The following is a 25,773-nucleotide window of genomic DNA, read 5'->3' as shown; positions in this document are numbered from 1 at the left end:
TCACCTAATCTTGTGAAGCATCCCGTGAAAATTCGTCATTCGATAGTAAGTCTGTTGCTGCTGTGCAGCGCGGCTGTAGTTGCGTCGAACCTCTCCGCCGCCGAGAAGGCGCCGGCGCGGCAGGAGCTGGCCTCGGGCAGCGCCCTGCTGGTCGACCTGCAAACCGACCAGGTGCTGTACTCCAGCAACCCCGATGTGGTGGTGCCGATCGCCTCGGTGACCAAGCTGATGACCGCCATGGTCGCCCTGGATGCCCAGCTGCCGCTGGATCAGCAGTTGCCGATCGTGATCCGCGACACCGCAGAGATGCGCGGGGTGTTCTCGCGGGTGCGGGTGGGCAGCGAAATCAGCCGTCGCGAGATGTTGCTGCTGGCGCTGATGTCCTCGGAAAACCGCGCGGCCGCCAGTCTGGCCCATCACTATCCGGGGGGCCACGCGGCCTTCGTCGCGGCGATGAACGCCAAGGCCCGCGCCTTGGGTATGAGCCGCAGCCACTTCGTCGAGCCGACCGGCTTGTCGGAGCGCAACGTCTCCAGCGCCAACGACCTGGTCAAGCTGCTCAAGGCCAGTCAGCAGTACCCGCTGATCGAGCAGTTCAGCACCACCCGCGAGCGCAGCGTGACCTTCCGCAAGCCCAATTACAGCCTGGGTTTTCGCAATACCAATCGCCTGGTGCACAAGGCCGATTGGAGTATTCAGTTGACTAAGACCGGTTTCACCGACGAGGCCGGCCACTGCCTGGTGATGCGCACGGTGATGGCCAAGCGCCAAGTGGCGTTCGTGGTGCTCGATGCCTTCGGCAAATACACCCACATGGCCGATGCCAACCGCCTGCGCCGCTGGCTGGAAACCGGCAAGGTCAGCGCCGTGCCGGCGGCGGCGCTGAGCTACAAGAAGCAGAAACTGGCGCAGCGCCAGTTGCAGGCGGTGCAGTGAGCGGGGCAAGCCAACCCGCACCCATTCCGTAGGGTGGGCCGAAGCCCACCCTACGCGCGGTGTGGCCTCAAAGGCGCGCGTTGCGCACCCCGTCGGCCAGGTCGCGGCACAGGCTCAGCACGCCCTGCACGGCCTGCTCGCTGTCCTCGGCATGGGCGATCTGGTCGATCAGCGCCGAGCCGACCACCACGCCGTCGGCCAGGCGGGCGATGGAGGCGGCCTGTTCCGGGGTGCGGATGCCGAAGCCGATGCTGATCGGCAGGTCGGTGTGGCGGCGCAGGCGCGCCACCGCCTGCTCGACGTGTTCCAGGGTAGCCGCGCCGGCACCGGTGACGCCGGCCACCGAGACGTAGTAGACGAAGCCGGAGCTGCCGCCCAGCACCTTGGGCAGGCGCGCATCGTCGGTGGTCGGGGTGGTCAGACGGATGAAGTCCAGGCCCGCCGCTTGCGCCGGGTCACAGAGGTCGGCGTTATGTTCCGGCGGCAGGTCGACCACGATCAGGCCGTCGACGCCCGCTGCTTTCGCGTCGGCGATAAAGCGCGGCACGCCGTAGTGATGGATCGGGTTGAAATAGCCCATCAGCACCAGCGGCGTGTCCTGCTCGCCTTCGCGGAATTCGCGAACCATCTGCAGGGTCTTGGCCAGGTTCTGCTTGGCGGCCAGGGCGCGGATGTTGGCCAGCTGGATCGCCGGGCCGTCGGCCATCGGGTCGGTAAAGGGCATGCCCAGCTCGATCACGTCGGCGCCGGCGTGCGGCAAACCTTTGAGGATCGCCAGGGAGGCATCGTAGTTGGGGTCGCCGGCGGTGACGAAGGTCACCAGGGCGGCGCGGTTCTGTTGCTTCAGCTCGGCAAAGCGGCTCTGCAGGCGGCTCATGCTTGGTTCTCCAGTTCGCCCATATGGTGCATCACGGTTTGCATGTCCTTGTCGCCGCGGCCGGACAGGTTGACCACCATCAGGTGTTCCTTGGGCAGCGTCGGCGCGCGCTTGAACACTTCGGCCAGGGCGTGGGCGCTTTCCAGCGCCGGGATGATGCCTTCCAGGCGGCAGCACTGGTGGAAGGCGTCGAGCGCCTCCTGGTCGGTCACCGAGGTGTATTCGACCCGGCCGATGTCGTGCAACCAGGCGTGTTCCGGGCCGATGCCGGGATAGTCGAGGCCGGCGGAGATCGAGTGGGCGTCGATGATCTGGCCGTCGTCGTCCTGCAGCAGGAAGGTGCGGTTGCCGTGCAGCACGCCCGGTACGCCGCCGTTGAGGCTGGCCGCGTGCTTGCCGGTGTCGATGCCGTAACCGGCCGCTTCGACGCCGACGATCTGTACGTCTTTATCGTCGAGGAACGGATGGAACAGGCCCATGGCATTGGAGCCGCCGCCGATGCAGGCGACCAGGCTGTCCGGCAGGCGGCCTTCTTGCGCCATGATCTGCTCGCGGGTTTCCTTGCCGATCACCGCCTGGAAGTCGCGCACCATCGCCGGGTAGGGGTGCGGGCCGGCCACGGTGCCGATCAGGTAGAAGGTGTTGTCGACGTTGGTCACCCAGTCGCGCAGGGCCTCGTTCATCGCATCCTTGAGGGTGCCGGTGCCGGCAACCACCGGAATCACGGTGGCGCCGAGCAGCTTCATGCGGAACACGTTGGCTTGCTGGCGCTCGATGTCGGTGGTGCCCATGTAGATCACGCAGTCCAGGCCGAAGCGCGCCGCTACTGTGGCGGTGGCCACGCCGTGCATGCCGGCGCCGGTCTCGGCGATGATGCGTTGTTTACCCATGCGCCGGGCCAGGAGGATCTGGCCGATGCAGTTGTTGATCTTGTGCGCGCCGGTGTGGTTGAGCTCTTCGCGCTTCAGATAGATCTTCGCCCCGCCGCAGTGCTCGCTCAGGCGTTCGGCGAAGTACAGCGGGCTGGGCCGGCCGACGTAGTCGCGCTGGAAGTAGGCCAGCTCCTTGGCAAACTCCGGATCGAGCTTGGCCTTTGCGTACTCGGCGGCCAGGTCGTGGATCAGCGGCATCAGGGTTTCGGCGACGTACTGGCCGCCGAACGAGCCGAACAGGCCGTTGGCGTCGGGGCCGCTGCACAAAGAGGTCATGGCGTTCTCCTGCGGGTGTTGGGCATGTAGGCGCCAGCGTGCGGGCTGCCTACGACAATGGCCACAGGATAAGGCTGTGTGGCTCGGGACAAAAGCGATAAGATCGCCGCAACCTGTCAGGAAATCTCACAGATGACTCAGGAGCTACCCCCGCTCAATGCCCTGCGTGCGTTCGAGGCGGCGGCCCGTTTACAGAGCGTCAGCCAGGCCGCCGAGCAGCTGAATGTCACCCATGGCGCGGTCAGCCGGCAGATACGGATGCTGGAAGAGCACCTCGGCCTGGCCTTGTTCGTCAAGGACGGACGCGGCGTTAAACTCACAGACGCGGGCAGCCGGTTGCGCGATGTCAGCAGCGAGGCCTTCGCGCGTCTGCGCGCGGTGTGCAGCGAGTTGCAGCGGGGCCAGGCCGAGGCACCGTTCGTCCTCGCTTGTCCCGGCAGCCTGCTGGCGCGCTGGTTCATCCCGCGCCTGGATCGGCTCAACCGTGAGCTGCCGGAGTTGCGCCTGCAGCTGTCGGCCAGCGAAGGCGAGCTGAACCCGCGCCGCGCCGGGGTCGACGCCACCCTGTGGTTTGCCGAACCGCCCTGGCCGGCGGACATGCGGGTGTTCGAGCTGGCCGCCGAGCGCATCGGCCCGGTGCTGAGCCCGCGCTACGCCCGGTTCGCCGAGCTGCATCGGGCACCGGCCGCGGCGTTGCTGGGCGAACCCTTGCTGCACACCAGCTCGCGGCCGCAGGCCTGGCCGAGTTGGGCGACCGGCAATGGCCTGGACGCCGAGGGGCTCAGGCTGGGCCAGGGTTTCGAGCATCTTTACTACCTGCTGGAGGCCGCTGCCGCCGGCCTCGGGGTGGCCATCGCGCCGCAACAGCTGGTCGCCGATGACCTGGCGGCGGGCCGCCTGGTGGCGCCCTGGGGCTTCGTCGCAACCCCGGCACGCCTGGCCTTATGGGTGCCGGCGCGGCACCTGGATCAGCGCGCGCAACGCTTGGCCGAGTGGCTGCGCGGCGAGTTGGCGGGTTGAGCCGGGGTTGGACATCGCCTTTAGTTTGGCTGGAGAGGGCGAATACAGGTCGCAAAAATCTCGTGCTCGACTAGCGTTTCATTAGGCTCTGTACCTGTTAGGTGTTGTATCACCAGGCGCGAACTGCCTGCGGTTCGTAGGAGGCCCGACCTCGGGGCGAGCTTTGGCTATATCCGCGAAACGATGAGCAGGCAGCCCTGCGGGCTGCATTCGCCGCGGGGTCGCGCCTCCTACAAGAGATCGCGCATGCAACACATAATTGGGACATAGCCTTTCATTACCCCTCGTGGAGAAACCGCCATGTCTGACCATCACACCTACAAGAAAGTCGAAGTAGTCGGGTCGTCGAAAAACAGCATCGATGAAGCGATCAACAATGCCCTGACCGAGTGCGCCAAGTCGATCCGCAACCTCGACTGGTTCGAGGTTCTGGAAACCCGCGGGCATATCGAGGGCGGCAGGGTCGGCCACTACCAGGTGACCCTCAAGGTCGGTTTCCGCATCAGCGAAAGCTGAGAGCCCCTCGGCTGCTTGGTTCCGGCTGCTGTTGCCTGCTGGTCGCTTGCCCATGGCAACCGTAGCCTGAAGCCTGCTCGATTGCGCCGCCCGTTTGCGCGTCGGCGAGACCCTCGCGCAGTTGCGTGCCGGGCCGCTCGCGGCGCACTGGTGCCGCCTCAGAAGACGCCGCAGCGCAGCACCTTGGCGCGCGCCAGGACATTGCGCTGCTCATCGTAGAGCCACGCCTGGGCGCTCATCGCCAGCTCCCGGGCTTCAAACAGGTAACGTTGGCCGGCGGCGAAGTCGTCGTAGCGCACGCGAACCTCGCAGGTGCGTTGCACCGGTTCGGCCATCAGGCTCCCGCCGCCCTGCACTTCGAACCGATAGCGCGCGATCAGCTCGTGGGCGCCAGGCGTCACCTGGAAGTAACGGCCATCGGTGAGGCGCTTGCCGTCGAGTTCTTCGGCCATCAGCAAATCGCTGGCGGTGGTGTACAGCTCGACCCAAGCCATGCCGGAGTCGCGCGGCGGCAACGGCGAGGCACAGGCGCTGAGAATCAACAAGCTGACGATCAGAACCAGGTGACGCATGGCAGCCTCCGGAATTGACGCCGATAGTGCGGGCACTAGCGCCAATGCGCTAGTTTGGTGGGCATGACATTATGCCTTGCTCGCTTCTCTATCGACTTCCTCTACCGGCGCGGAGTTCCGCTGCTGGCCGCGCTGCTATTGCTCGGCGGTTGCAGCAGCCTGGATTACTACAGCCATCTGGCCCGAGGGCAGCTGCAGGTGTTGCACGCGAGCCAGCCGGTCGATGCCTTGCTGCGCGATCCGCGGGTGGATGCCGGGCTCAAGCAACGCCTGGGCCTGAGCCAGCAGGCGCGCGACTTCGCCAGTGCCCGGCTGGGCCTGCCGGATAACCGCAGCTACCGCCGCTATGCCGACATCCAGCGGCCCTTCGTGGTGTGGAACCTGTTCGCCACGGCGGAGTTTTCCGTCAAGCCGGAGCTGCACTGCTTTCCCATCGCCGGCTGTGTGGCCTATCGCGGTTACTACAGCCAGGGCCGTGCCCGTGGCGCGGCGGCGCGGCTCCAGCTGCGCGGCTTCGACACCTACCTGGGCGGGGTCGAGGCCTATTCCACCCTGGGCTGGTTCGACGACCCGTTGCTCAACAGCATGCTGCGCTGGAACGATGAACGCCTGGTGGCGGTACTCTTCCACGAACTGGCCCACCAGCAGCTGTATGTGGCCGATGACACCGCGTTCAACGAGTCCTTCGCCACCTTTGTCGAGCGTGAAGGTCTGCGCCAGTGGCAACAGGCGCACGGCGTAACGCTCGTCGATGGGGGTGAAGCCAAACAGCGTGAGCAGTTCACCGCGCTGGTGCTGGCCAGTCGTGCGCGGCTGGAGCAGTTGTATGCCAGCGACCTGGCGGCGGATGCCATGCGCGTGGCCAAGCAGGCCGAGTTCGAGCGCTTGCGCCGGGAGTACCGGGCTCTGCGTGAGCGCGAGTGGGGCGGCCGTGGCCGCTACGATGGCTGGATCGAGGCGCCACTGAACAACGCCAAACTGCTGCCGTTCGGTCTCTACGATCACTGGGTGCCGGCGTTCGCCGCCTTGTTCGCCGAAGCCGGAGGGGATTGGCCACGCTTCTATCGCCGCGCCGCCGCGCTGGGGCGACTGCCGAGCGTGGCACGAGCCGCGGCGCTGGACGCCTTGCAGAATGCCGGCTAGAACTTGCCGGGGAAATTATCAGTCCAACTTACTGGGCTAACGAGACAGAGGCGGTGTGCAATGACCAGATGGACAGTGGCTGTGTTGCTCGGGATCCTCGGTAGTGCTGCATGGGCGGCGCCCAAACCCTGCGAAGAACTGAAGCAGGAAATCGAAGTGAAGATCCAGGCCGCTGGCGTGTCCAGCTACACCCTGGAGATCGTGGCCAACGACGAAGTGCAAGATCAGAGCATGGTGGTCGGCAGCTGCGACGGCGGCAGCCGCAAGATCATCTACCAGAACAACGGCTGAACCCTGCCGCATGGGCCGGGGCGGGCCGCGACTCAGCCCCCGAAGGCTTGATGCAGCTCGGCCAGGGTCGGGAAGTGATAGGTCGGCGCCGCGCCTGCAATTCTGCGTGGCTGCCGAAACCATAACCCACCGCCGCCGCATCCAGGCCATTGCGCCGCGCGCCGATCAGGTCGTGCTTGCGGTCGCCGGTCATCAGGGTGCTGGCCACCTCGAGGTTTTCCCGCTCAAACAGATAGCCGATCAGCTCGACCTTGTCGGTGCGCGTGCTGTCCAGTTCGCTGCCATAGATCCGCTGGAAGTGTCGGGCGAAATCGAAATGCCGGGCGATCTCCACGGCGAACACCGCCGGTTTGCTGGTGGCTATATACAGGGTGCGGTTCTGCGCCAGCAACAGCTCGAGCAGATCGCCGACACCTGCGAACATGCAATTCTCATACAGCCCGAGCGTGGCGAAGCGCTCGCGATAATGCTTCACCGCCTACCGATCCGGCTCGTCGATGTCCAGTCTGGCTAGCGCATGCTGCACCGAACGGGTGATGCCCTCACGCGGATCGGTGAGGGTGCCATCGAGGTCGAAAAGGATGTTCTGGTAGTGCCTGCCGCAATAACTCATCGGCTGGTATAGCCCTCCATCAAATGTTGATCCTTCAGGCGCACGTAGTTGTCGGCGCTGTAGCGGAAGTAGCTGCGCTCCTGCTCGGTCAGCTCGCGGGCTTTTTTCGCCGGACTGCCGACGTACAGGTAGCCGCTCTCCAGATGGCTGCCAGGCGGAACCAGGCTGCCGGCGCCGAGCACCACTTCCTCGTCGATCACCACGCCATCCATGATGATGCTGCCCATGCCGACCAGCACCCGGTTGCCGATGCTGCAACCGTGCAGGGTGACGTTGTGGCCGATGGTCACATCGTCGCCGATGTTCAGCGGGTAGCCGCGCGGGTTGAATGGCCCGGCGTGGGTGATGTGCAGCACACAGCCATCCTGAATGCTGGTGCGTTCGCCGATGCGGATGCTGTGCATGTCGCCGCGGATCACCACCAGCGGCCAGATCGAACTGTCGTCGCCGATTTCCACATCGCCGAGCACCACGGCGGAAGCATCGACAAATGCCCGCTCGCCGAGCAAGGGGGTGAACTGTTGGTATGTACGTATCGCCACGATAGAAACCTCTTAGGCTGCGGTGAGCTGTGATTGTAATTATGATGACGGGCATATGTGCCGAGTCCAGCCTGCCGAAGGCAGGTTCATGGCTTCAAACCCATTTCGTTACAGGTGCCCCATCGTGACCGCCAACAACCCGTTGCTGCAAGCCTTCGACCTGCCACCCTATTCCGTCATCCGCCCGGAGCATGTCGAGCCGGCGGTGGATACGCGTCTCGCCGAGAATCGTGCCGCCATTGTCGAACTGCTTCAGCAACAGTCTGGCACACCAAGCTGGAATGGGCTGGTGCGGGCGCTCGACGAATTGAATGAGCGCCTGGGCCGCGCCTGGAGTCCGGTCAGCCATCTCAATGCGGTGTGCAACAACGCCGAGCTGCGCGCGGCCTACGAGGCCTGCCTGCCCAAGCTGTCCGAGTACTCGACCGAGCTGGGCCATAATCGTGCGCTGTACGAGGCCTATCACGCCCTGGCCGCCAGCCCCGAGGCGGCCGCTTTCGACGTCGCCCAGCAGACCATCCTCAAGCACAGCCTGCGTGACTTCCACCTGTCCGGCATCGACCTGGCGGAAGCCGAGAAGCAGCGTTTCGGTGTGATCCAGAGCCGGCTCTCCGAGCTGGGCAGTCGTTTCTCCAATCAGTTGCTCGATGCCACCCAAGCCTGGAGCAAGCAGGTTACCGAGGAGGCGGCGCTGGCTGGCCTGACCGATTCGGCCAAGGCACAGATGCAGCAAGTCGCCGCGGCCAAGGGCCTGGACGGCTGGCTGATCAGCCTGGAATTCCCCAGCTACTTCGCGGTGCTGACCTACGCCGACGACCGCGCCCTGCGCGAAGAGGTCTATGCCGCCTACTGCACCCGCGCCTCCGATCAGGGGCCGAATGCCGGCCAGCACGACAACGGCCCGGTGATGCTGGAAATCCTCGGCCTGCGCCAGGAATTGGCGCAGTTGCTCGGCTTCGCCAACTACGCCGAGCTGAGCCTGGCCAGCAAGATGGCCGAGTCCACCGAACAGGTGCTGCATTTCTTGCGCGACCTGGCGCTGCGCAGCAAACCTTTCGCCGTGCGGGATCTGGCCGAACTGCAAGCCTTCGCCGCCGAGCAAGGCTGCCACGACCTGCAAAGCTGGGATCTCGGCTACTACGGCGAGAAACTGCGCGAGCAGCGCTACAGCATTTCCCAGGAAATCCTCCGTGCCTACTTCCCCATCGACAAGGTGCTGAGCGGCCTGTTCGCCATCGTCGAGAAGCTCTACGGCATCCAGATCGAGGAGTTGTCGGGTTTCGACAGCTGGCACCCGGACGTGCGTCTGTTCGAGATCAAGGAGCACGGCGAGCATGTCGGACGCTTCTTCTTCGACCTCTACGCCCGCGCCAACAAGCGTGGCGGCGCCTGGATGGACGGCGCCCGCGACAAGCGTCGTGACGCCGCTGGCCGGCTGATCAGCCCGGTGGCCAACCTGGTGTGCAACTTCACCCCGGCGGTCGGCGAGCAGCCGGCGCTGCTGACCCACGACGAAGTCACCACCCTGTTCCACGAGTTCGGCCATGGCCTGCACCACCTGCTGACCCGCGTCGAGCATGCCGGCGCTTCGGGGATCAACGGCGTGGCCTGGGACGCGGTCGAGCTGCCGAGCCAGTTTATGGAGAACTGGTGCTGGGAGCCCGAAGGCCTGGCGCTGATTTCCGGCCACTATAAAACCGGCGAAGCCCTGCCGCAGAGCCTGCTGGACAAGATGTTGGCGGCGAAGAATTTCCAGTCCGGCTTGATGATGGTGCGCCAGCTGGAGTTCAGCCTGTTCGACTTCGAGCTGCACGCCAGCCACGGCGACGGCCGCGGCGTGCTGGAGGTGCTCGAAGGCATCCGCGACCAGGTCTCGGTACTGCGTCCGCCGGCTTACAACCGCTTTCCCAACAGTTTCGCGCACATCTTTTCCGGCGGTTACGCGGCCGGTTACTACAGTTACAAATGGGCCGAAGTGCTTTCGGCGGACGCCTTCTCGCGCTTCGAGGAAGAAGGCGTGTTTAACAGTGAAACCGGCCGTGCCTTCCGTGAGGCGATCCTCGCCCGCGGCGGCTCACAAGAACCCATGGCGCTGTTCGTCGACTTCCGTGGCCGCGAGCCCTCCATCGACGCCCTGCTGCGCCATCTCGGCCTGAGCCAGGAGGCCGCATGAACGATCTGCCGATGAATGCCAGCAAGCGCCGCTTTATCGCCGGCGCCGTGTGCCCGGCGTGTAGCGCAATGGACAAGATCCAGATGTGGGACGAAGACGCTGTGCCGCACCGCGAATGCGTGGCCTGCGGCTACGCCGACACCCTCGACGAGCGCGGCAATTCGGTGCCCAGGGAGCTGGCGACCCGGGTCAACGTCAGCGCCCTCAAGCCCAAGGCCGCCGACCCCAAGGTGCAGGCGGTGCAGTTCTTCCCCAACCCCAAGCTGAAGAAGCCGCCGCAATAGGCTGGTCGCGGAAGAACTCGCCGGCCGTACAGCCGAATGGCTGACGGCAGGCGGCGATAAAGGCCGAGCTCGGCTCGTAGGCGCCAGCCTGTGCCGCATCGCGGGCCACGATCAGAAGGTCGCCGCAGACTGCTCCTGCCGACCCCGGCTGCAGTGCTTGGAACGGCTGCCGGGGTGGATAGGCGAACTCATCATGCGTGCAGGCTGGCCCACTGCCGGATCAGATGGGCACCGAGACCAGGTCGAGGTGCCCGAGGAACAGGAAGCCGGATACCAGCACGGCATTGAGAGCCCAGGCGACGGTGAGGTAGCGCGCGATGTGGCCGTAAGTCTCGTTACCGACGTTGAACGCGTTAACCCACACCGAGCGCATGATCCAGGCGGTGTATAGAACGAAGCCCGCCAGTAACGCACCTAATACCGGCGTTCCCAATGTCCGGTAAGAATAGATAATCGCACCGAAGTAAAGGTGGCTGACGAGCACGCCATAGATCCAGAAAACGATCCAGAGCGGCTTATTGCCTCGCGTATCCGGGGAAAGCAATGTCGTATTCATTAACCTACTTCCTTGAACCAAGTCTGTCGGATTGGCTGTTGACCGACCGCGCCGAAGCACGGATCCGCTGCTAGCCTCGTTGTGCGGAGCGGTGTGCTAGGAAGCCTCCCGATCCGTATTGTCCGGCTGTGCCGGTGCTGCTTCCCTCCTGCGCTGGATGACGTGTAACTGCGCCTTCACCTGATCGAGCGATTGCGCCATTGGAGGCCCAGGCGATTGACTCGTATGGCCTCTAAAACTGCTCGCGCCTTAGCAGGCTGACTGCGTCCATTCGCTCATACCTGGATGGTTAGAAACGGGTCAAATGCCAGCTTTTCCGGGATATCCCCGCGTGCATAACCGCGGGGGGTTGCTTACATGATAGTCACGGCTGTTAGGGGTGTGGCCGTGAACCCACAATGTTGGCGCCCAGCGCGCAATTCGATCGTCGAGGTCAGGCACAAAGAGTTTCGGCATCATGCGATACGGCGTGCCGATGCCGATCATGGCCACCCAACCCAGTGCGCCGGCATGTACAGACGAGCGTTCTCTTTGTGCGGGCAAACGCTCAATTCTGGCTGAACATGCCCGTTAAACGTGGCATGGCACTTTGGCGCAAGAGAGGAGCAGTCTGTCGCTCAAGCCGACCCTTGGCAAAGTCATAATAATGATAGTTAGGTACATTTATTTTCATGGGAAAGGTGAGTGTGTTCTCAGCGGCCTACTGAGTTGGTTGCCCAGTATTCTCGCGGCCTTTGGGGGGGGCAACAGGTGAGTCGTCATTGGCTGCGAGATGAGCCGTGGGAGTCAAGGATCTACGGCCAGGCAAAGTCAGCGATCCAGGCGTGACGGCCGAGATAACCGTCGGGTTGTTGAGGTCGCCCGAACCGCGTTGCCCTGCTGCGATCTCCCTGAGAACCATGGCCACTGGCACCGCGTCTATGGGCGTTATGGCTGCGGGCCAGGCACAGGCGTCTGGTTGCAAATCATGGCATTGCTGCGGCCGACGCTGATCTGGAGCATCGGCTGCTGGACGGCCCATCGTCCGGGGCATCGGCACGGCGCTTCCGCCCGCCGGGCGGGCAGCTGGCCTTGTTATGAGCGCAGCGGAGCATTCGGCACGTGCCTGCCTGCCGGTGAGGGGGATGTGCTTAAATTAATACCTGAGGCTGACAAACTGCGCTGCACGCAGGCCTACCATCCGCCGCCGCCCGGCCTGGCCAAGATGCAGTGTTCCGCCGCGAGCTGCGAGCCAGTGCCGGCGCGGTCTGCTGCGCCACCTGGGCCACCCAAAATTGACCGCGAACCATGACCCGTACAGTCCGTGTACCCGACCCCTCCTTCGAGTTGATGGATGATCACGAAGGCCACTCGCTGATCTATCGTCAGCATGGTTTTCCGTCGCCGCTGGTGCGCTGGCATTTCCACAAGGAGTACGAGCTGCACCTGATAGTCGCCAGTTCCGGCAAGGTCTTCATCGGCGATTACATCGGCAATTTTTCCCCCGATAGCCTGTTCCTCACCGGGCCCAACCTGCCGCACAACTGGATCAGCCAGGTCGAAGAGGGCGAGCACTTCGCCACGCGCGACATGCTGGTGAACTTCACCGACGAGGTGCTCGATCGCGGCACGGCGGTATTTTCCGAGTTGAAGGGGCTGGCGCCGTTGCTGGAGCATGCCCAGTTCGGTATCGAGTTTCGCGACCCACGCTGCATCCGCGAGGCCAGGGGCCTGCTGCAGAAGATCGCCGACTCCCAGGGCATCGCCCGCCTCGGGCATTTCTTCATCCTCCTCGAGCTGCTGGCCGCCAGCGAGGACTACCAGCTGCTCTCCGGCAGTGTCGCCGCGCAACTGGCCGACGAGCATCACGTCGAGCGCATCAACCGGGCGGTGGACTACATCTTTCAGCGCTATGCCCAGGAGCTGAGCCAGGAAGAGGTCGCGCACTACCTGGGCATGACCCCGACCTACTTCTCGCGCGTCTTCAAGCAGGCCACCGGACGCGGCTTCGTCGAGTTCGTCAACCGGCTGCGGGTGAGCAAGTCCTGCGAGTTGCTGAGCAAGAGCGACATGCCGGTGACCGAGATCTGTTTCGAGTCCGGCTTCAGCAACATTTCCAACTTCAACCGGCGCTTCCTGCAGCTCAAGGGAGTGACTCCGTCCGACTACCGCAAGCTGGTGGTTCAGCGTTTGACCGAGCAAAACCTGTACTGATCCGGTCAGTCGCTTAGCGCGGCTATCCCTTCTAGAGGCCTGGACCCACTGGCGTTGAGTCGCGTGGAGGTGTTTGCGTTCGCTTTCAAGAGTGCAAAAAAGTATTAGTTGCAGTGCAGTCGCGGCGTTGTTCGAGGTTTTGCGCAGAGGTGTAATGCAGGTCGACTAATACAAAAACAATATCGATCTCCGGTCGCCGTGGCGACGCAGGAGAGGAGTTCAAACCAATGAACCATGCAGCTAAAGCCTTAGTTACTGTTTCCTGCCTGTCCTTGTCGGCGTTTGCCTACGCCGCCGAAAACCTGACCATCGCCACCGTCAACAACAGCGACATGATCCGCATGCAGCGGCTGTCGAAAACCTTCGAAGCACAGCACCCGGAGATCGACCTGAAGTGGGTGGTGCTCGAAGAGAATGTCCTGCGCCAGCGCCTGACCACCGATATCGCCACCCAGGGTGGTCAGTTCGACGTGCTGACCATCGGCATGTACGAAGCCTCGCTGTGGGGCGAGAAGGGCTGGCTCGAACCCATGACCGACCTGCCGGCCGACTATGCGCTCGATGATGTCTTCCCCTCCGTGCGCGAAGGCCTGTCGGTCAAGGGCACGCTGTACGCCCTGCCGTTCTACGCCGAAAGCTCGATAACCTACTACCGCACCGACCTGTTCGAGCAGGCCGGCCTGCGCATGCCCGACTACCCGACCTGGGAGCAGATGGGCGAGTTCGCCGCCAAGCTGCACAAGCCGGAGCAGGAGCAATACGGTATCTGCCTGCGCGGCAAGGCCGGTTGGGGCGAGAACATGGCGCTGATCGGTACCCTGGCCAACGCTTACGGCGCGCGCTGGTTCGACGAGCAATGGCAGCCCGAATTCAGCGGCAGCGAATGGAAGCAGGCGCTCAACTTCTACGTCGACACCCTCAAGCAGTACGGCCCGCCGGGCGCCTCCAGCAACGGCTTCAACGAGAACCTGGCGCTGTTCAACAGCGGCAAGTGTGCGCTCTGGGTGGATGCCAGCGTGGCGGGTTCCTTCGTCACCGACAGCCGCCAGAGCAAGATCGCCGACCAGGTGGGCTTCAGCCATGCGCCGCAGCAGGTCACCGCCAAGGGCTCGGCCTGGTTGTATTCCTGGGCGCTGGGGATTCCCACCAGCTCCAAGTCCAAGGCCGCGGCCAAGCTCTTCAGTGCCTGGGCCACGTCCCAGGCGTACGCCAAGCTGGTCGCCGAGACCGATGGCGTGAGCAACGTGCCGCCGGGCACCCGCGCCTCGACCTATAGCGACGCCTACATGGCCGCCGCGCCGTTCGCCAAGGTCACCCTGGAATCCCTGCAGCAGGCCGACCCGGCGAATCCGACGCTCAAGCCGGTGCCCTATGTCGGTATTCAGTTGGTCACCATCCCCGAGTTCCAGGCCATCGGCACCCAGGTCGGCATGCAGTTCACCGCCGCGCTCACCGGCCACATGTCGGTCGACCAGGCGCTCATGGCGGCCCAGCAGTCCACGGCGCGTGAGATGAAACGCGCGGGCTATCCGAAGTAGCCCACTTGCCATAGACCGTCCTGACACCACGCCTGCAGCCCCCTAGGCCGGTGTCCGACCGCCTGTTCTCGCCGAATCAACACGGAGTCGCCATGACTACTTCGACCCTCGACACGCACCTGAAAAGTGCGCCCGCGACTGCCGGCGCTAAGCGCCGTCCGCTCAAGCCCGGCTGGTTTCTGGTCAGCCCCTCGGTGGCCCTGCTGCTGCTGTGGATGATCGTCCCCCTGGGCATGACCATCTATTTCTCGCTGATTCGCTACAACCTGCTGTACCCCGGCGAGAACCAGTTCGTCGGTCTGGAGAACTTCGAGTACTTCCTCAGCGACGCCGGCTTCATCCCCGGCGCGACCAATACCCTGTTGCTGGTCGGCAGCGTGCTGCTGATCAGCGTGGTGTTCGGCGTGCTGATCGCCGCGCTGCTGGAAGCCTGCGAGTTCTGGGGCCGGGGCATCGTGCGGGTGCTGCTGATTTCGCCCTTCTTCATCATGCCGACGGTCAGTGCGCTGGTGTGGAAGAACCTGATCCTGCATCCGGTCTCCGGGATCCTCGCCGCCATCTGGAAGTTCTTCGGCGCGCAACCGGTGGACTGGCTGGCCCAGTACCCGTTGCTGTCGATCATTTTCATCGTCTCCTGGCAGTGGCTGCCGTTCGCCATCCTGATCCTGATGACCGCCATGCAGTCGCTGGATCAGGATCAGAAGGAGGCCGCGCGCCTCGACGGTGCCGGGCCCATCGCGATCTTCTGGCACCTGACCCTGCCGCACCTGGCCCGGCCGATCGCCGTGGTGGTGATGATCGAGACCATCTTCCTGCTCTCGGTGTTCGCCGAAATCTTCACCACCACCAGCGGCGGCCCCGGTTTCGAGTCCACCAACCTGGCCTACCTGATCTACAACCATGCGCTGCTGCAGTTCGACGTCGGCATGGCATCCGCGGGCGGCTTGATCGCGGTGGTCATCGCCAATCTGGCGGCGATAGTGCTGATCCGGATGATCGGCAAGAACCTCACCAACCAGCAATGAGGCCTTGATCATGCTCACGCTTAAACAATCCCGTCGCCTGCAGAGTGTGCTGGTCGGCACTTCATCCTGGGCCATCGCCGCGCTGATTTTCTTCCCGATCCTGTGGATGATCCTCACCAGCTTCAAGACCGAGATCGACGCCTTCGCCACGCCGCCGCAGTTCGTCTTCATGCCGACGCTGGAGAACTACCTGCTGATCAACGAGCGCAGCGACTACTTCAGCTTCGCCTGGAATTCGCTGCTGATTTCCTCCGTGGCGACCCTGCTGTGCATGCTCATCGCGGTGCCGGCGGCTTACTCCATGGCGTTCTTCGAGAGCCGCCACACCAAGCGCACGCTGCTGTGGATGCTGTCGACCAAGATGCTGCCGCCGGTGGGCGTGCTGATGCCGATCTACCTGATCTGCCAGAGCCTGGGCCTGCTCGATTCACGCATCGCGCTGATCGTCATCTACACCCTGATCAACCTGCCGATCGTGGTCTGGATGATTTACACCTACTTCAAGGACATCCCCGTCGACATCCTCGAAGCCGCACGCCTGGACGGCGCCACCACCCTGCAGGAGATCGGCCGCGTGCTGCTGCCGATCGCCCGCGGTGGCCTGGCCTCGACCATGTTGCTGTCGTTGATCCTGTGCTGGAACGAGGCGTTCTGGTCGCTCAACCTGACCTCCTCGGCCGCCGCCCCGCTCACCGCGCTGGTCGCTTCCTACTCCAGTCCAGAAGGCCTGTTCTGGGCCAAGCTCTCGGCGGTCTCGACCCTGGCCTGTGCGCCCATCCTGATCTTCGGCTGGATCAGCCAAAAACAACTCGTACGCGGCCTGTCCTTCGGCGCAGTCAAGTAACAAGAGGATTTCCCCATGGCAGATTTGAAGATTCGTAACCTGAAAAAAGGCTTCGACGGCACCGCCATCATCAAGGGCATCGACCTGGACGTACGCGACCGCGAGTTCGTCGTGTTCGTCGGTCCGTCCGGCTGCGGCAAGTCCACCCTGCTGCGGCTGATCGCCGGGCTGGAAGAAGTCACCAGCGGCACCATCGAGCTGGACGGCAAGGACATCACCGACATGGCCCCGGCCAAGCGCGACCTGGCCATGGTGTTCCAGACCTACGCCCTGTACCCGCACATGACCGTGGGCAAGAACCTGTCCTTCGCCCTCGACCTGGCCGGCGTGGCCAAGAGCGAGGTCAAGGAAAAGGTGCAGAACGCCGCGCGCATCCTCGAACTGGAGCCGCTGCTCGAGCGCAAGCCCAAGCAGCTCTCCGGCGGCCAGCGCCAGCGCGTGGCCATCGGCCGCGCCATCGTGCGCAACCCGAAGATCTTCCTGTTCGACGAGCCGCTGTCCAACCTCGACGCCGCCCTGCGCGTGCAGACTCGCCTGGAGCTGGCGCGCCTGCACCAGGAGCTGCAGGCGACCATGATCTACGTGACCCACGACCAGGTCGAGGCCATGACCCTGGCCGACAAGGTGGTGGTGCTCAACGGCGGGCGGGTCGAGCAGGTCGGCTCGCCGATGGAGCTGTACCACCACCCGGCCAACCTGTTCGTCGCCGGCTTCCTCGGTACGCCGAAGATGGGCTTCCTGCAGGGCCAGGTCGCCAAGGCCGACGGCGCCGCCTGCGAGGTGAAGCTGGAGTGCGGCGCGCAACTGAGCCTGCCGTTGGCCGCTGGCGGCCTCGCCGCGGGTAGCCCGGTGACCCTGGGCGTGCGTCCCGAGCACTTCAATATAGTGCCGGCAGGCCAAGGCCAGCTGCGGGTCACCGCCGATGTCAGCGAGCGTCTGGGCAGCGACACCTACTGTCACGTGCGCACGGCCTCCAAGGAGATGCTGACCATCCGCGTACGTGGCGATTTCGCCCCGCGCGCTGGCGAAGTCCTGGAGCTGGCGTTCGACCCGGCCCACTGCCACCTGTTCGACGCCGATGGCCAGGCCATTGCCAAACGACTCCAGCAGGCGGCCTGAGGCCGCCCGTCAGACCCGCTTAGGAAGCTCAGATGAAACTCAATCGCCAGCATCTCGACCAGCTGGCGGCGCCTATCGCGCTGCCCGCCTACCGTGCCGACACCACCCAGCAGGGCATCGCCCACATCGGCGTCGGTGGTTTCCACCGCGCCCATCAGGCGGCCTACACCGAGGCCCTGATGAACCGGGGCGAAGCCCTCGACTGGAGCATCTGCGGCGTCGGCCTGCGCGGCGCCGACCGCGCCATGCGCGATGCCCTGGTCGGGCAGGACTACCTCTACACCCTGGTCGAGCTGGGCGACGACGCGGGCAACGCGGTGCAAGTGATCGGCGCCATCAGTGGCATGCTGCTGGCCGAGGATTCGCCCCAGGCGCTGATCGACAAACTGGCCGATCCGGCGATCCGTATCGTCTCGCTGACCATCACCGAAGGCGGCTACTGCATGGACGACAGCAGCGGCGAGTTTCTCGCCGAGCTGCCGGACATCCAGCACGACCTGGCCCATCCCGAGGCGCCGCGCAGCGTCTTCGGCTTCCTCTGCGCGGCCCTGGCCCGGCGCCGCGCCGCCGGCACCCCGGCCTTCACCCTGATGTCCTGCGATAACCTGCCGCACAACGGCAGGGTGACGCGCAAGGCGCTGCTCAGTTTCGCCAATCTGGCCGACCCCGAGCTGGCCGCCTGGATCCAGGCCAATGTCAGCTTCCCCAATGCCATGGTCGACCGCATCACCCCCATGACCAGCGATGCGCACCGCCAGCAACTGGCCGAGCGCCACGGTATCGAGGACGCCTGGCCGGTGGTCTGCGAGCCCTTCGCGCAGTGGGTGCTGGAGGACAAGTTCGTCAACGGCCGGCCGGCCTGGGAAAAGGTCGGGGTGCAGTTCACCGACGACGTCACGCCTTACGAGGAGATGAAGATCAAGCTGCTCAACGGCAGCCATCTGGCGCTGACCTACCTGGGCTTTCTCAAGGGCTATCGCTTCGTCCACGAGGCCATGAACGACCGGCTGCTGCGCCGTTTCGTGCGCACCTTCATGGACCAGGACGTGACCCCGCAACTGGCGCCGGTGCCGGGCATCGACCTGGAGCTGTACAAGGACACCCTGATCGAGCGTTTCTGCAACCAGGCCATCGCCGATCAGCTGGAGCGGATCTGCTCCGACGGCTCGTCGAAGCTGCCCAAGTTCATCGTGCCGACCCTCAACCGACTGATCGAAGGCGGCTGTGCGCTGGAGCGTGGCGCCCTGGTGGTGGCGGCCTGGGCGCTGTACCTCAAGGGCGTCGACGAGAACGGCGAGCAGTACCGGATAGTCGACCCGCGCGCCGAACACTGCCAGGCGCTGATCGATGACGACCAGCAGCTGACCGCGCGGGTGCTGGGCGAGGAGACGATCTTCGGCGGCGCGCTGGCCGCCTCCCCGGCCTTCGTCGCCGCCTTCGAGCGCAATCTCGAGAGCCTGCGCGGCCAGGGGGTGAGCGCCACCCTGCAGGCTTTGCTCGCTTAAACCCCCATGCCCGCCAAGGCGCCTTCCCCTGATAAGGAGTCAGTTATGTATCTGGTATGTGGTGAAGCCCTGTTCGATGTCTTCAGCCTGGACGAAGGCGCGCGCAGCAGTCAGCTGGAGTTGCAGGCGATTGCCGGCGGTTCGCCGTTCAGCGTGGCGGTCGGTTTGCGCCGTCTGGGCATTGACTCGGCGCTGTTCGCCGGTATTTCCACGGACTTTCTCGGTGAGCGGTTGCGCCGGGTGTTGCACGAGGAAGGCGTGAGCGACGCCTACCTGGTGTCCAGCGACGCACCGACCACCCTGGCGATGGTCGCGGTCGACGCCCAGGGCGTGCCGCACTACAGCTTTCGCGGCGAGGGCTGTGCCGATCGGCTGCTGGGCCTCGAGCATCTGCCGACGCTCGATGCACGGGTGCGCGGCATTCATGTCGGCTCCTATTCCCTGGTGGTGACGCCCATCGCCGATACCCTGCTGGAACTGGTGCGGCGCGAGGGCGAGCGGCGCCTGATCAGCCTCGACCCCAATGTGCGCCTCGGGGTCGAGCCCAGCATCGAGCTGTGGCGCCAGCGCATCGAGGCCTTCGCCGCCCAGGCCCACCTGATCAAGGTCAGCGAGGAAGACCTGGCCCTGCTCTACCCGCAGCGTGATCCCGAGGACGTGGTCAGCCAGTGGCTCACTCAGCGCTGTCAGCTGCTGTTCCTCACCCACGGCAGCGACGGCGCCAGCGTGCACAGCCGCCAGCACGGGCATTGGGCGGTGCCGGCGCAGGCGGTGGACACCCGCGATACCGTCGGCGCCGGCGACACCTTCCAGGCCGCGCTCCTGGCCTACCTGAGCCGGCATGGGCTGGACAGTCCGGCGGCCCTGGCCGAGCTGCCGCGCGGGCACATCGAGGCGATGCTCGGCTACGCCGTGCGCGCCGCCGCGGTGACCTGCTCGCGGGTCGGGCCGGATCTGCCCTACGCCCATGAGCTGGAACAGCCATGAGCCAGGCCACGGCCGCAACCTTTTTTGCATCCACGTCCGCAGGAGTCGTTATGCAGTACCCCCAGTCACCGTTCGATGTTACCCAGTTGCCCAGTTGGCGGGCCCTCGCCGCGCACCGTGAGAGCCTTGGCGGTTTCAGCATGCGCGAGGCATTCGCCGAGCAGCCTGAGCGTTTCGACGAATTCTCCCTTAACGACTGCGGGCTGTTCCTCGATTACTCGAAAAACCTGATCACCAGCCAGACCCGCGAGTTGCTGCTCGGCCTGGCGCGCGAGGCGGGCCTGCAGCAGGCGATTCACGCGCTGTACGACGGTGCGCTGGTCAACGCATCCGAGCGCCGCCCGGCCCTGCATACGGCTCTACGCCGGCCGATCGGCGACAAGGTGCTGGTCGATGGGGTGGATGTGATGCCCGAGGTGCATCGCGTGCTCAATCAAATGACCGAGCTGGTGGGACGGGTGCATGACGGCCTGTGGCGTGGCTACAGCGAGAAGCCGATCACCGATGTGGTCAACATCGGCATCGGCGGCTCCTTCCTCGGCCCACAGCTGGTTTCCGAAGCCCTGCTGCCCTTCGCCCAGCGCGGTGTGCGTTGCCATTATCTGGCCAATATCGATGGCAGTGAGTTCCACGAGTTGTCGGCCAAGCTGCGCGCGGAAACCACCCTGTTCATTGTCTCGTCGAAAACCTTCAACACCCTGGAAACCCTGAAGAACGCCCAGGCGGCGCGCGGCTGGTACCTGGCCCAGGGCGGCAGCGAGGGCGAGCTGCACCGCCACTTCATCGCGGTGTCGAGCAATACGCCCGCGGCAGTGGCCTTCGGCATTCGCGAGGAGAACATTCTGCCGATGTGGGACTGGGTCGGTGGTCGCTACTCGCTGTGGTCGGCAATCGGCATGCCGATCGCCATGTCGATCGGCATGTCCAACTTCAAGGAGCTGCTGTCCGGCGCCTACCGCATGGACCAGCACTTCCAGAACGCGCCCTTCGAACGCAACATGCCGGTGCTGCTGGCCTTGCTGGGCATCTGGTATGGCAATTTCTGGGGCGCGCAGAGCCAGGCGATCCTGCCGTACGACCACTATCTGCGCAATATCACCAAGCACCTGCAGCAACTGGACATGGAGTCCAACGGCAAGCGCGTGCGCCAGGATGGCAGCGCCGTGGATTTCCCTACCGGTCCGGTGATCTGGGGCGGGGTCGGCTGCAACGGCCAGCACGCCTATCACCAGTTACTGCACCAGGGCACCCAGTTGATTCCGGCGGATTTCATCGTGCCGGTGAGCAGCTACAACCCGGTCGCCGATCACCACCAGTGGCTGTTCGCCAACTGCCTGTCGCAGAGCCAGGCATTGATGCTCGGCAAGACCCTGAAGGAGGCCGAGGGGGAACTGCGTGGCCAGGGCCTGGACGAAGACGAGGTGCAGCGTCTGGCCGCGCACAAGGTGGTCCCGGGCAACCGGCCGAGCAACACCCTGGTGATGGAGCGGGTCAGTCCGCGCCGCCTGGGCGCCTTGATTGCGCTCTATGAGCACAAGGTGTTCGCCCAGAGCGTGATCTGGGGCACCAACGCCTTCGATCAGTGGGGCGTGGAACTGGGCAAGCAGCTGGGCAAGGGCGTGTATTCACGTCTGGTCGGCAGCGCGGCAGGCGCCGCCGAAGATGGCTCGACCCAGGGTTTGATCGACTTCTTCCGCGGCCGTCATCGTGGCTGATAGGACGCCGAGTCATGTTGTAGCCTGTTTTTGCCAGGCTAGGCGCGAGTCGGGCGCCGCTGTGACCAGGTGGCCTGAGAACTTGTGAAAAAACGTCCGCCAGCTGCGACAACTTTAAGCTCCACAGCCCGCCCAGCTCGGGTGGCGATCCGTTCGGAGGTAGGGCGGCTTCGGAGCGCAGCGACAACCCGCCAAGGTTGGTGCCGCGGAGATAAACCACGGTGCACTGACTGCGGCGAGTGACACCCGGATCGCCAAAACGCCCACCGCGGCGTTGCGCTCGATATTTTTACAACCTCTGATAACAGGCCGCGTGCCTTCGGGTGGGGCGGGCGGCGATCCGTTTCCGCCCGAGGCCGACGCTACCTAGGTCTGTCGAACGAGCCGCGCATCAGCCCGCCGCGCGCGCCTCATCCAGTTGCAGCTCCACCCCCAGTTGGCCTGACAGGCAGGGCCAGCGCTTCCAGGCGGCTTCGGTGTGCGGGTCGCTCAAGCGCTCGCGATAGGCGCGCACGGAGGCCTGGTCGAAGCTGGCCTCGTCGAGCATGCCATTCACCGCGTGATGCACGGCTTCGTCCAGCTGATTGGCAAACGGCTCGCCGATCAACTGGTGGGCGATCAGGTTGGCCACCGTGGTGTCCAGTGGAATCAACGGCTGGCCGAGATGAGCGATGTAGCGGTCGTTGACCTCTTCGACCAAGCGATGGGCCAGGTAGGCTTCGTCGAGCAGGCTGTCGAGACCTTCAAGCCCGGTAAGCAATGCGGGAGGTTGCATAAAGAACTGCTCGGCGATTTTCAACACCGGTTTGATCTGCGCCTCGATCCCGGCTTCCCGTGCCACTTGCTGAGCCGCGTCCAAAACGTCCGGTACCTGTTCGATATAGGCGCTGACAAAACGGTTGAGCACCCCCAGGGTATCGGTGCTTGGCAGACGGATGGCAGGGTGCAGGCGCTCCAGTTGCGCGCTCAGTTGCGCAGAGAGTTGCTGGTTGCTGGCTTCGTGGCGGTGGGCGCGCTGAATCAGTTCGCGCAGTGCGGGGGTGTTCATGACTACTCCTGAAGTGAGGACATGGGCGTGAACCATAGCTGGCTGGGCGCGGCAGCTAAGACGCAATTGTCATAATTTTTTCATACTTATGCGAGGGCGCTATAACTCCGTGCCGACGCGTTTGTTTGGCCCACACCCTGCTTGGCGTTTTGGACAGGTCTTGCGCGGTTTTGGCCATTTCCGTGTTGACGTTGTCAGGTCGAAGTCGCCGTCTATACTCGAACTCGACAGGCAGTAGCTGATTACACCGGATGAGCTTCGGCACGGAGAGGTTTCGGCAATGGTCATGACCGTCGATCCCTTTGCTGCAAGCCCCGCCGGCGGGATAACAAGAACGATAAGGGGAACCCGCAATGATGCGACATCCACGCGTTTGGATGAGTCTCCTGATGTGCTCGGCATTCAGCTCGGCGCAGGCCAGTTGGACGGTCAATATGGCACCCGGGGCTACCGAGGTCAGCCGCTCGGTGTTTGACTTGCACATGACCATTTTCTGGATCTGCGTCGTGATCGGCCTGGTGGTATTCGGCGCGATGTTCTGGTCGATGCTGGTTCACCGCCGCTCAACGGGACAGCAGCCCGCGCACTTTCATGAAAGCACCACGGTGGAGATTCTCTGGACCGTGGTGCCGTTGGTGATTCTGGTGCTGATGGCGATTCCGGCGACCAAGACCCTGATCGACATCTACGACAGCTCGGAATCCGAACTGGATATCCAGGTCACCGGTTATCAGTGGAAGTGGCACTACAAGTACCTGGGGCAGGACGTTGCGTTCTTCAGCAACCTGACCACGCCGCAAGAGCAGATCAACAATCAGGCCAGCAAAGGCGAGCATTACCTGCTCGAGGTCGACGAGCCGCTGGTGGTGCCGGTCGGTGCCAAGGTGCGCTTCCTCATCACCTCGGCCGACGTCATCCATTCCTGGTGGGTGCCGGCCCTGGCGGTGAAGAAGGATGCCATCCCCGGCTTCGTCAACGAGTCCTGGACCCGCATCGACCAGCCCGGAATTTTCCGCGGCCAGTGCACCGAGCTGTGCGGCAAGGATCATGGCTTCATGCCGATCGTGGTCGAGGCCAAATCGAAACAGGACTTCGCCGTCTGGCTGGCCGAGCGCAAACAGCTCGCGGCCGCCGAGAAGGAGCTGACCAGCAAGCAGTGGACCCGGGAAGAACTCCTGGCCCGCGGCGAAAAAGCCTACGCCACCACCTGCGCCGCCTGTCACCAGCCTAGCGGCGAAGGCTTGCCACCGATGTTCCCGGCGCTCAAAGGCTCGGCCATCGCCACCGGCCCCGCCGCAGGCCATATCGGCATTGTGGTCAACGGTAAGCCCGGTACCTCCATGGCCGCCTTCGGCAAGCAACTGTCGGAAGTCGATATCGCTGCAATCATTACCTACGAGCGCAACGCCTGGGGCAACCAGGTGGGTGACATGGTCACGCCACAAGAGGTTCTCGCGTTCAAACAGGCTCAGGAGTAAGGACATGAGTGCAGTAATCGACCACGCTCATACGGATCGCCACCATGGCCCGGCCAAGGGCCTGATGCGCTGGGTGCTGACCACCAACCACAAAGACATCGGCACCATGTACCTGTGGTTCAGCTTTGCCATGTTTCTGCTGGGCGGCACCATGGCCATGGTGATTCGCGCCGAATTGTTCCAGCCGGGCCTGCAGATTGTGCAGCCGGAGTTTTTCAACCAGATGACCACCATGCATGGCCTGATCATGGTCTTTGGCGCGGTGATGCCGGCCTTTGTCGGCCTGGCCAACTGGATGATTCCGCTGATGATAGGCGCGCCGGACATGGCCTTGCCAAGGATGAACAACTTCAGCTTCTGGCTGCTGCCGGCGGCCTTCAGCATGCTGGTCAGCACCCTGTTCATGGAAGGCGGCGGCCCGAACTTCGGCTGGACCTTCTACGCGCCGCTGTCTACCACCTACGCGCCGGAGAGCGTGACCTTCTTCATCTTCGCCGTGCACCTGATGGGGATCAGCTCGATCATGGGCGCGATCAACGTGGTCGCCACCATCCTCAACCTGCGCGCCCCCGGCATGACCCTGATGAAGATGCCGTTGTTCGTCTGGACCTGGCTGATCACCGCCTTCCTGCTGATCGCGGTGATGCCGGTATTGGCCGGGGTGGTGACCATGATGCTGATGGACATCCACTTCGGCACCAGCTTCTTCAGTGCCGCCGGCGGCGGCGATCCGGTGCTGTTCCAGCATGTGTTCTGGTTTTTCGGCCACCCCGAGGTGTACATCATGATCCTGCCGGCATTCGGCGCGGTCAGTGCGATCATCCCGGCTTTCGCCCGCAAGCCGCTGTTCGGCTACACCTCGATGGTCTACGCCACCGCCTCGATTGCCTTTCTGTCGTTCATCGTCTGGGCGCACCACATGTTCACCGTCGGCATCCCGCTGACCGGCGAGCTGTTCTTCATGTACGCCACCATGCTGATCGCCGTGCCCACCGGAGTAAAAGTGTTCAACTGGGCCAGCACCATGTGGCGCGGCTCGATGACCTTCGAGACGCCGATGCTGTTCTCGGTGGCCTTCGTCATCCTGTTCACCATCGGCGGTTTCTCCGGATTGATGCTGGCCATCGCCCCGGCGGACTTCCAGTACCACGACACCTACTTCGTGGTCGCCCACTTCCACTACGTGCTGGTGCCGGGGGCAATCTTCGGCATCTTCGCCTCGGCCTATTTCTGGCTGCCGAAGTGGACCGGCCATATGTACGACGAGACCCTGGCCAAGCTGCACTTCTGGTTGAGCTTCGTCGGCATGAACCTGGCGTTCTTCCCCATGCACTTCGTCGGCCTGGCCGGCATGCCGCGGCGCATTCCGGACTACAACATGATGTTCGCCAACTTCAACATGGTCTCGAGCATCGGTGCCTTCATGTTCGGCGCCACCCAGTTGCTGTTCCTGTTCATCGTCATCAAGTGCATCCGCGGCGGCACGCCGGCCGCGGCCAAGCCCTGGGACGGTGCCGAGGGGCTGGAGTGGACGGTGCCGTCGCCGGCGCCTTACCACACCTTCCAGACCCCGCCGGACGTGAAGTAAGG

General features: G+C 64.1%; 23 protein-coding genes and 3 pseudogenes. 17 read left to right on the top strand and 9 right to left on the bottom strand.

Translation table 11 applies throughout. The features are described 5' to 3' along the window. Positions 1–24: 24 nt before the first annotated feature. Complete coding sequence (pbpG, locus tag P8H27_RS08590; RefSeq protein ID WP_289636773.1) at positions 25–936, top strand: D-alanyl-D-alanine endopeptidase; 912 nt, start codon at positions 25–27, stop codon at positions 934–936. A gap of 67 nt (positions 937–1,003) precedes the next feature. On the opposite strand, the gene trpA is transcribed toward pbpG, so the two are convergent. After that, positions 1,004–1,813 carry a tryptophan synthase subunit alpha gene (trpA, locus tag P8H27_RS08585; RefSeq protein WP_289636771.1) on the bottom strand — a complete coding sequence of 270 codons (810 nt, stop codon included), beginning with the start codon at positions 1,811–1,813 and terminating at the stop codon, positions 1,004–1,006. After that, on the bottom strand, positions 1,810–3,021 hold the full coding sequence (gene trpB / locus P8H27_RS08580; RefSeq protein ID WP_289636769.1) for a tryptophan synthase subunit beta: 1,212 nt from the start codon (positions 3,019–3,021) through the stop codon (positions 1,810–1,812). The genes trpA and trpB overlap by 4 nt, the downstream gene beginning before the upstream one ends. Before the next feature lie 132 nt (positions 3,022–3,153). On the opposite strand from trpB, the gene P8H27_RS08575 reads away from it, so the two are divergent. Both P8H27_RS08575 and P8H27_RS08570 read left to right on the top strand, forming a co-directional pair. Then, positions 3,154–4,041, top strand: a complete 888-nt coding sequence (locus P8H27_RS08575) for a LysR family transcriptional regulator (RefSeq protein ID WP_289636767.1) — start codon at positions 3,154–3,156, stop codon at positions 4,039–4,041. A gap of 300 nt (positions 4,042–4,341) precedes the next feature. Continuing rightward, positions 4,342–4,557 (top strand): dodecin, encoded by a 216-nt coding sequence (locus tag P8H27_RS08570; protein ID WP_289636765.1) that lies wholly within the window; start codon positions 4,342–4,344, stop codon positions 4,555–4,557. A gap of 158 nt (positions 4,558–4,715) precedes the next feature. Here the strand turns inward: P8H27_RS08570 and P8H27_RS08565 are convergent, their stop codons facing one another. After that, entirely contained in the window at positions 4,716–5,129 is a 414-nt protein-coding gene (locus P8H27_RS08565) for a hypothetical protein (protein ID WP_289636764.1), read from the bottom strand. A gap of 63 nt (positions 5,130–5,192) precedes the next feature. Between P8H27_RS08565 and P8H27_RS08560 the strand changes: the two genes are divergently transcribed. Together P8H27_RS08560 and P8H27_RS08555 are read left to right on the top strand one after the other, a co-directional pair. Beyond that, positions 5,193–6,272 carry an aminopeptidase gene (locus tag P8H27_RS08560; protein ID WP_289636763.1) on the top strand — a complete coding sequence of 360 codons (1,080 nt, stop codon included), beginning with the start codon at positions 5,193–5,195 and terminating at the stop codon, positions 6,270–6,272. A gap of 60 nt (positions 6,273–6,332) precedes the next feature. Beyond that, a complete protein-coding gene (locus tag P8H27_RS08555) occupies positions 6,333–6,563 on the top strand; it encodes a DUF1161 domain-containing protein (protein WP_289636762.1) in 231 nt (76 codons plus the stop codon). 32 nt (positions 6,564–6,595) lie between these two features. On the opposite strand, the pseudogene P8H27_RS08550 reads toward P8H27_RS08555, so the two are convergent. From P8H27_RS08550 to P8H27_RS08545, 3 genes and pseudogenes are all read right to left on the bottom strand, one after another. Continuing rightward, a pseudogene (locus P8H27_RS08550) lies at positions 6,596–7,029 on the bottom strand (HAD hydrolase-like protein); the annotation flags it as partial. 15 nt (positions 7,030–7,044) lie between these two features. Then, a pseudogene (locus P8H27_RS20635) lies at positions 7,045–7,176 on the bottom strand (HAD hydrolase-like protein); the annotation flags it as partial. After that, the gene (locus P8H27_RS08545) at positions 7,173–7,718 is read right to left on the bottom strand and encodes a gamma carbonic anhydrase family protein (RefSeq protein ID WP_289636761.1); all 546 of its coding nucleotides are present in this window, start codon (positions 7,716–7,718) and stop codon (positions 7,173–7,175) included. The gene P8H27_RS08545 and the pseudogene P8H27_RS20635, both read right to left, overlap by 4 nt. Before the next feature lie 88 nt (positions 7,719–7,806). Here P8H27_RS08545 and prlC point away from each other — a divergent pair, with 88 nt between their 5' ends. Then, positions 7,807–9,891, top strand: a complete 2,085-nt coding sequence (gene prlC, locus P8H27_RS08540; protein WP_289636760.1) for an oligopeptidase A — start codon at positions 7,807–7,809, stop codon at positions 9,889–9,891. Next, on the top strand, positions 9,888–10,175 hold the full coding sequence (locus tag P8H27_RS08535) for a YheV family putative zinc ribbon protein (protein WP_289636759.1): 288 nt from the start codon (positions 9,888–9,890) through the stop codon (positions 10,173–10,175). Before prlC ends, P8H27_RS08535 begins: the two co-directional genes overlap by 4 nt. A 220-nt stretch (positions 10,176–10,395) precedes the next feature. Here the strand turns inward: P8H27_RS08535 and P8H27_RS08530 are convergent, their stop codons facing one another. Further along, on the bottom strand, positions 10,396–10,731 hold the full coding sequence (locus P8H27_RS08530) for a hypothetical protein (RefSeq protein WP_289636758.1): 336 nt from the start codon (positions 10,729–10,731) through the stop codon (positions 10,396–10,398). Positions 10,732–11,172: 441 nt separating this feature from the next. Beyond that, positions 11,173–11,247 (bottom strand): annotated as a pseudogene (locus P8H27_RS08525) (hypothetical protein); the annotation flags it as partial. Positions 11,248–12,018: 771 nt separating this feature from the next. Here P8H27_RS08525 and P8H27_RS08520 point away from each other — a divergent pair. From P8H27_RS08520 to pgi, 8 genes are all read left to right on the top strand, one after another. Then, on the top strand, positions 12,019–12,924 hold the full coding sequence (locus P8H27_RS08520; protein WP_289636756.1) for an AraC family transcriptional regulator: 906 nt from the start codon (positions 12,019–12,021) through the stop codon (positions 12,922–12,924). Between the two features lie 227 nt (positions 12,925–13,151). Then, positions 13,152–14,462 (top strand): sugar ABC transporter substrate-binding protein, encoded by a 1,311-nt coding sequence (locus P8H27_RS08515; RefSeq protein ID WP_289636755.1) that lies wholly within the window; start codon positions 13,152–13,154, stop codon positions 14,460–14,462. A gap of 92 nt (positions 14,463–14,554) precedes the next feature. Beyond that, the gene (locus P8H27_RS08510; protein ID WP_289636753.1) at positions 14,555–15,487 is read left to right on the top strand and encodes a carbohydrate ABC transporter permease; all 933 of its coding nucleotides are present in this window, start codon (positions 14,555–14,557) and stop codon (positions 15,485–15,487) included. Positions 15,488–15,497: 10 nt separating this feature from the next. Then, the gene (locus P8H27_RS08505) at positions 15,498–16,331 is read left to right on the top strand and encodes a carbohydrate ABC transporter permease (protein ID WP_289636752.1); all 834 of its coding nucleotides are present in this window, start codon (positions 15,498–15,500) and stop codon (positions 16,329–16,331) included. A 15-nt stretch (positions 16,332–16,346) separates the two neighbouring features. Then, a complete protein-coding gene (locus tag P8H27_RS08500; RefSeq protein WP_289636751.1) occupies positions 16,347–17,450 on the top strand; it encodes an ABC transporter ATP-binding protein in 1,104 nt (367 codons plus the stop codon). A gap of 32 nt (positions 17,451–17,482) precedes the next feature. Further along, positions 17,483–18,955 (top strand): mannitol dehydrogenase family protein, encoded by a 1,473-nt coding sequence (locus tag P8H27_RS08495; RefSeq protein WP_289636750.1) that lies wholly within the window; start codon positions 17,483–17,485, stop codon positions 18,953–18,955. A 45-nt stretch (positions 18,956–19,000) separates the two neighbouring features. Then, positions 19,001–19,942: a carbohydrate kinase gene (locus P8H27_RS08490; protein WP_289636748.1), complete on the top strand. Its 942-nt coding sequence runs from the start codon at positions 19,001–19,003 to the stop codon at positions 19,940–19,942. A 50-nt stretch (positions 19,943–19,992) separates the two neighbouring features. Next, on the top strand, positions 19,993–21,657 hold the full coding sequence (pgi, locus tag P8H27_RS08485) for a glucose-6-phosphate isomerase (RefSeq protein ID WP_289636746.1): 1,665 nt from the start codon (positions 19,993–19,995) through the stop codon (positions 21,655–21,657). Positions 21,658–22,048: 391 nt separating this feature from the next. Here the strand turns inward: pgi and P8H27_RS08480 are convergent, their stop codons facing one another. Further along, positions 22,049–22,705, bottom strand: a complete 657-nt coding sequence (locus P8H27_RS08480) for a hypothetical protein (protein ID WP_289636744.1) — start codon at positions 22,703–22,705, stop codon at positions 22,049–22,051. 353 nt (positions 22,706–23,058) lie between these two features. Here P8H27_RS08480 and coxB point away from each other — a divergent pair, with 353 nt between their 5' ends. Further along, complete coding sequence (gene coxB, locus P8H27_RS08475) at positions 23,059–24,183, top strand: cytochrome c oxidase subunit II (protein ID WP_289636742.1); 1,125 nt, start codon at positions 23,059–23,061, stop codon at positions 24,181–24,183. A gap of 4 nt (positions 24,184–24,187) precedes the next feature. Then, entirely contained in the window at positions 24,188–25,771 is a 1,584-nt protein-coding gene (gene ctaD / locus P8H27_RS08470) for a cytochrome c oxidase subunit I (protein WP_289636741.1), read from the top strand. The last annotated feature ends 2 nt before the right edge of the window (positions 25,772–25,773 follow it).

The organism is Pseudomonas sp. sp1636 (assembly GCF_030376615.1).
In the GTDB taxonomy this organism is placed as follows: domain Bacteria; phylum Pseudomonadota; class Gammaproteobacteria; order Pseudomonadales; family Pseudomonadaceae; genus Aquipseudomonas.
This window is presented reverse-complemented; position numbering and strand designations above follow the sequence as displayed.

Excerpts from the sequence above, each read along its gene's own strand:
- trpA (WP_289636771.1), bottom strand. The coding sequence starts at position 1,813 with ATGAGCCGCCTGCAGAGCCGCTTTGCCGAGCTGAAGCAACAGAACCGC.
- trpB (WP_289636769.1), bottom strand. The coding sequence starts at position 3,021 with ATGACCTCTTTGTGCAGCGGCCCCGACGCCAACGGCCTGTTCGGCTCG.
- P8H27_RS08575 (WP_289636767.1), top strand. The coding sequence starts at position 3,154 with ATGACTCAGGAGCTACCCCCGCTCAATGCCCTGCGTGCGTTCGAGGCG.
- P8H27_RS08570 (WP_289636765.1), top strand. The coding sequence starts at position 4,342 with ATGTCTGACCATCACACCTACAAGAAAGTCGAAGTAGTCGGGTCGTCG.
- P8H27_RS08565 (WP_289636764.1), bottom strand. The coding sequence starts at position 5,129 with ATGCGTCACCTGGTTCTGATCGTCAGCTTGTTGATTCTCAGCGCCTGT.
- P8H27_RS08560 (WP_289636763.1), top strand. The coding sequence starts at position 5,193 with ATGACATTATGCCTTGCTCGCTTCTCTATCGACTTCCTCTACCGGCGC.
- P8H27_RS08555 (WP_289636762.1), top strand. The coding sequence starts at position 6,333 with ATGACCAGATGGACAGTGGCTGTGTTGCTCGGGATCCTCGGTAGTGCT.
- prlC (WP_289636760.1), top strand. The coding sequence starts at position 7,807 with ATGGCTTCAAACCCATTTCGTTACAGGTGCCCCATCGTGACCGCCAAC.
- P8H27_RS08535 (WP_289636759.1), top strand. The coding sequence starts at position 9,888 with ATGAACGATCTGCCGATGAATGCCAGCAAGCGCCGCTTTATCGCCGGC.
- P8H27_RS08530 (WP_289636758.1), bottom strand. The coding sequence starts at position 10,731 with ATGAATACGACATTGCTTTCCCCGGATACGCGAGGCAATAAGCCGCTC.
- P8H27_RS08520 (WP_289636756.1), top strand. The coding sequence starts at position 12,019 with ATGACCCGTACAGTCCGTGTACCCGACCCCTCCTTCGAGTTGATGGAT.
- P8H27_RS08515 (WP_289636755.1), top strand. The coding sequence starts at position 13,152 with ATGAACCATGCAGCTAAAGCCTTAGTTACTGTTTCCTGCCTGTCCTTG.
- P8H27_RS08510 (WP_289636753.1), top strand. The coding sequence starts at position 14,555 with ATGACTACTTCGACCCTCGACACGCACCTGAAAAGTGCGCCCGCGACT.
- P8H27_RS08505 (WP_289636752.1), top strand. The coding sequence starts at position 15,498 with ATGCTCACGCTTAAACAATCCCGTCGCCTGCAGAGTGTGCTGGTCGGC.
- P8H27_RS08500 (WP_289636751.1), top strand. The coding sequence starts at position 16,347 with ATGGCAGATTTGAAGATTCGTAACCTGAAAAAAGGCTTCGACGGCACC.
- P8H27_RS08495 (WP_289636750.1), top strand. The coding sequence starts at position 17,483 with ATGAAACTCAATCGCCAGCATCTCGACCAGCTGGCGGCGCCTATCGCG.
- P8H27_RS08490 (WP_289636748.1), top strand. The coding sequence starts at position 19,001 with ATGTATCTGGTATGTGGTGAAGCCCTGTTCGATGTCTTCAGCCTGGAC.
- pgi (WP_289636746.1), top strand. The coding sequence starts at position 19,993 with ATGCAGTACCCCCAGTCACCGTTCGATGTTACCCAGTTGCCCAGTTGG.
- P8H27_RS08480 (WP_289636744.1), bottom strand. The coding sequence starts at position 22,705 with ATGAACACCCCCGCACTGCGCGAACTGATTCAGCGCGCCCACCGCCAC.
- coxB (WP_289636742.1), top strand. The coding sequence starts at position 23,059 with ATGATGCGACATCCACGCGTTTGGATGAGTCTCCTGATGTGCTCGGCA.
- ctaD (WP_289636741.1), top strand. The coding sequence starts at position 24,188 with ATGAGTGCAGTAATCGACCACGCTCATACGGATCGCCACCATGGCCCG.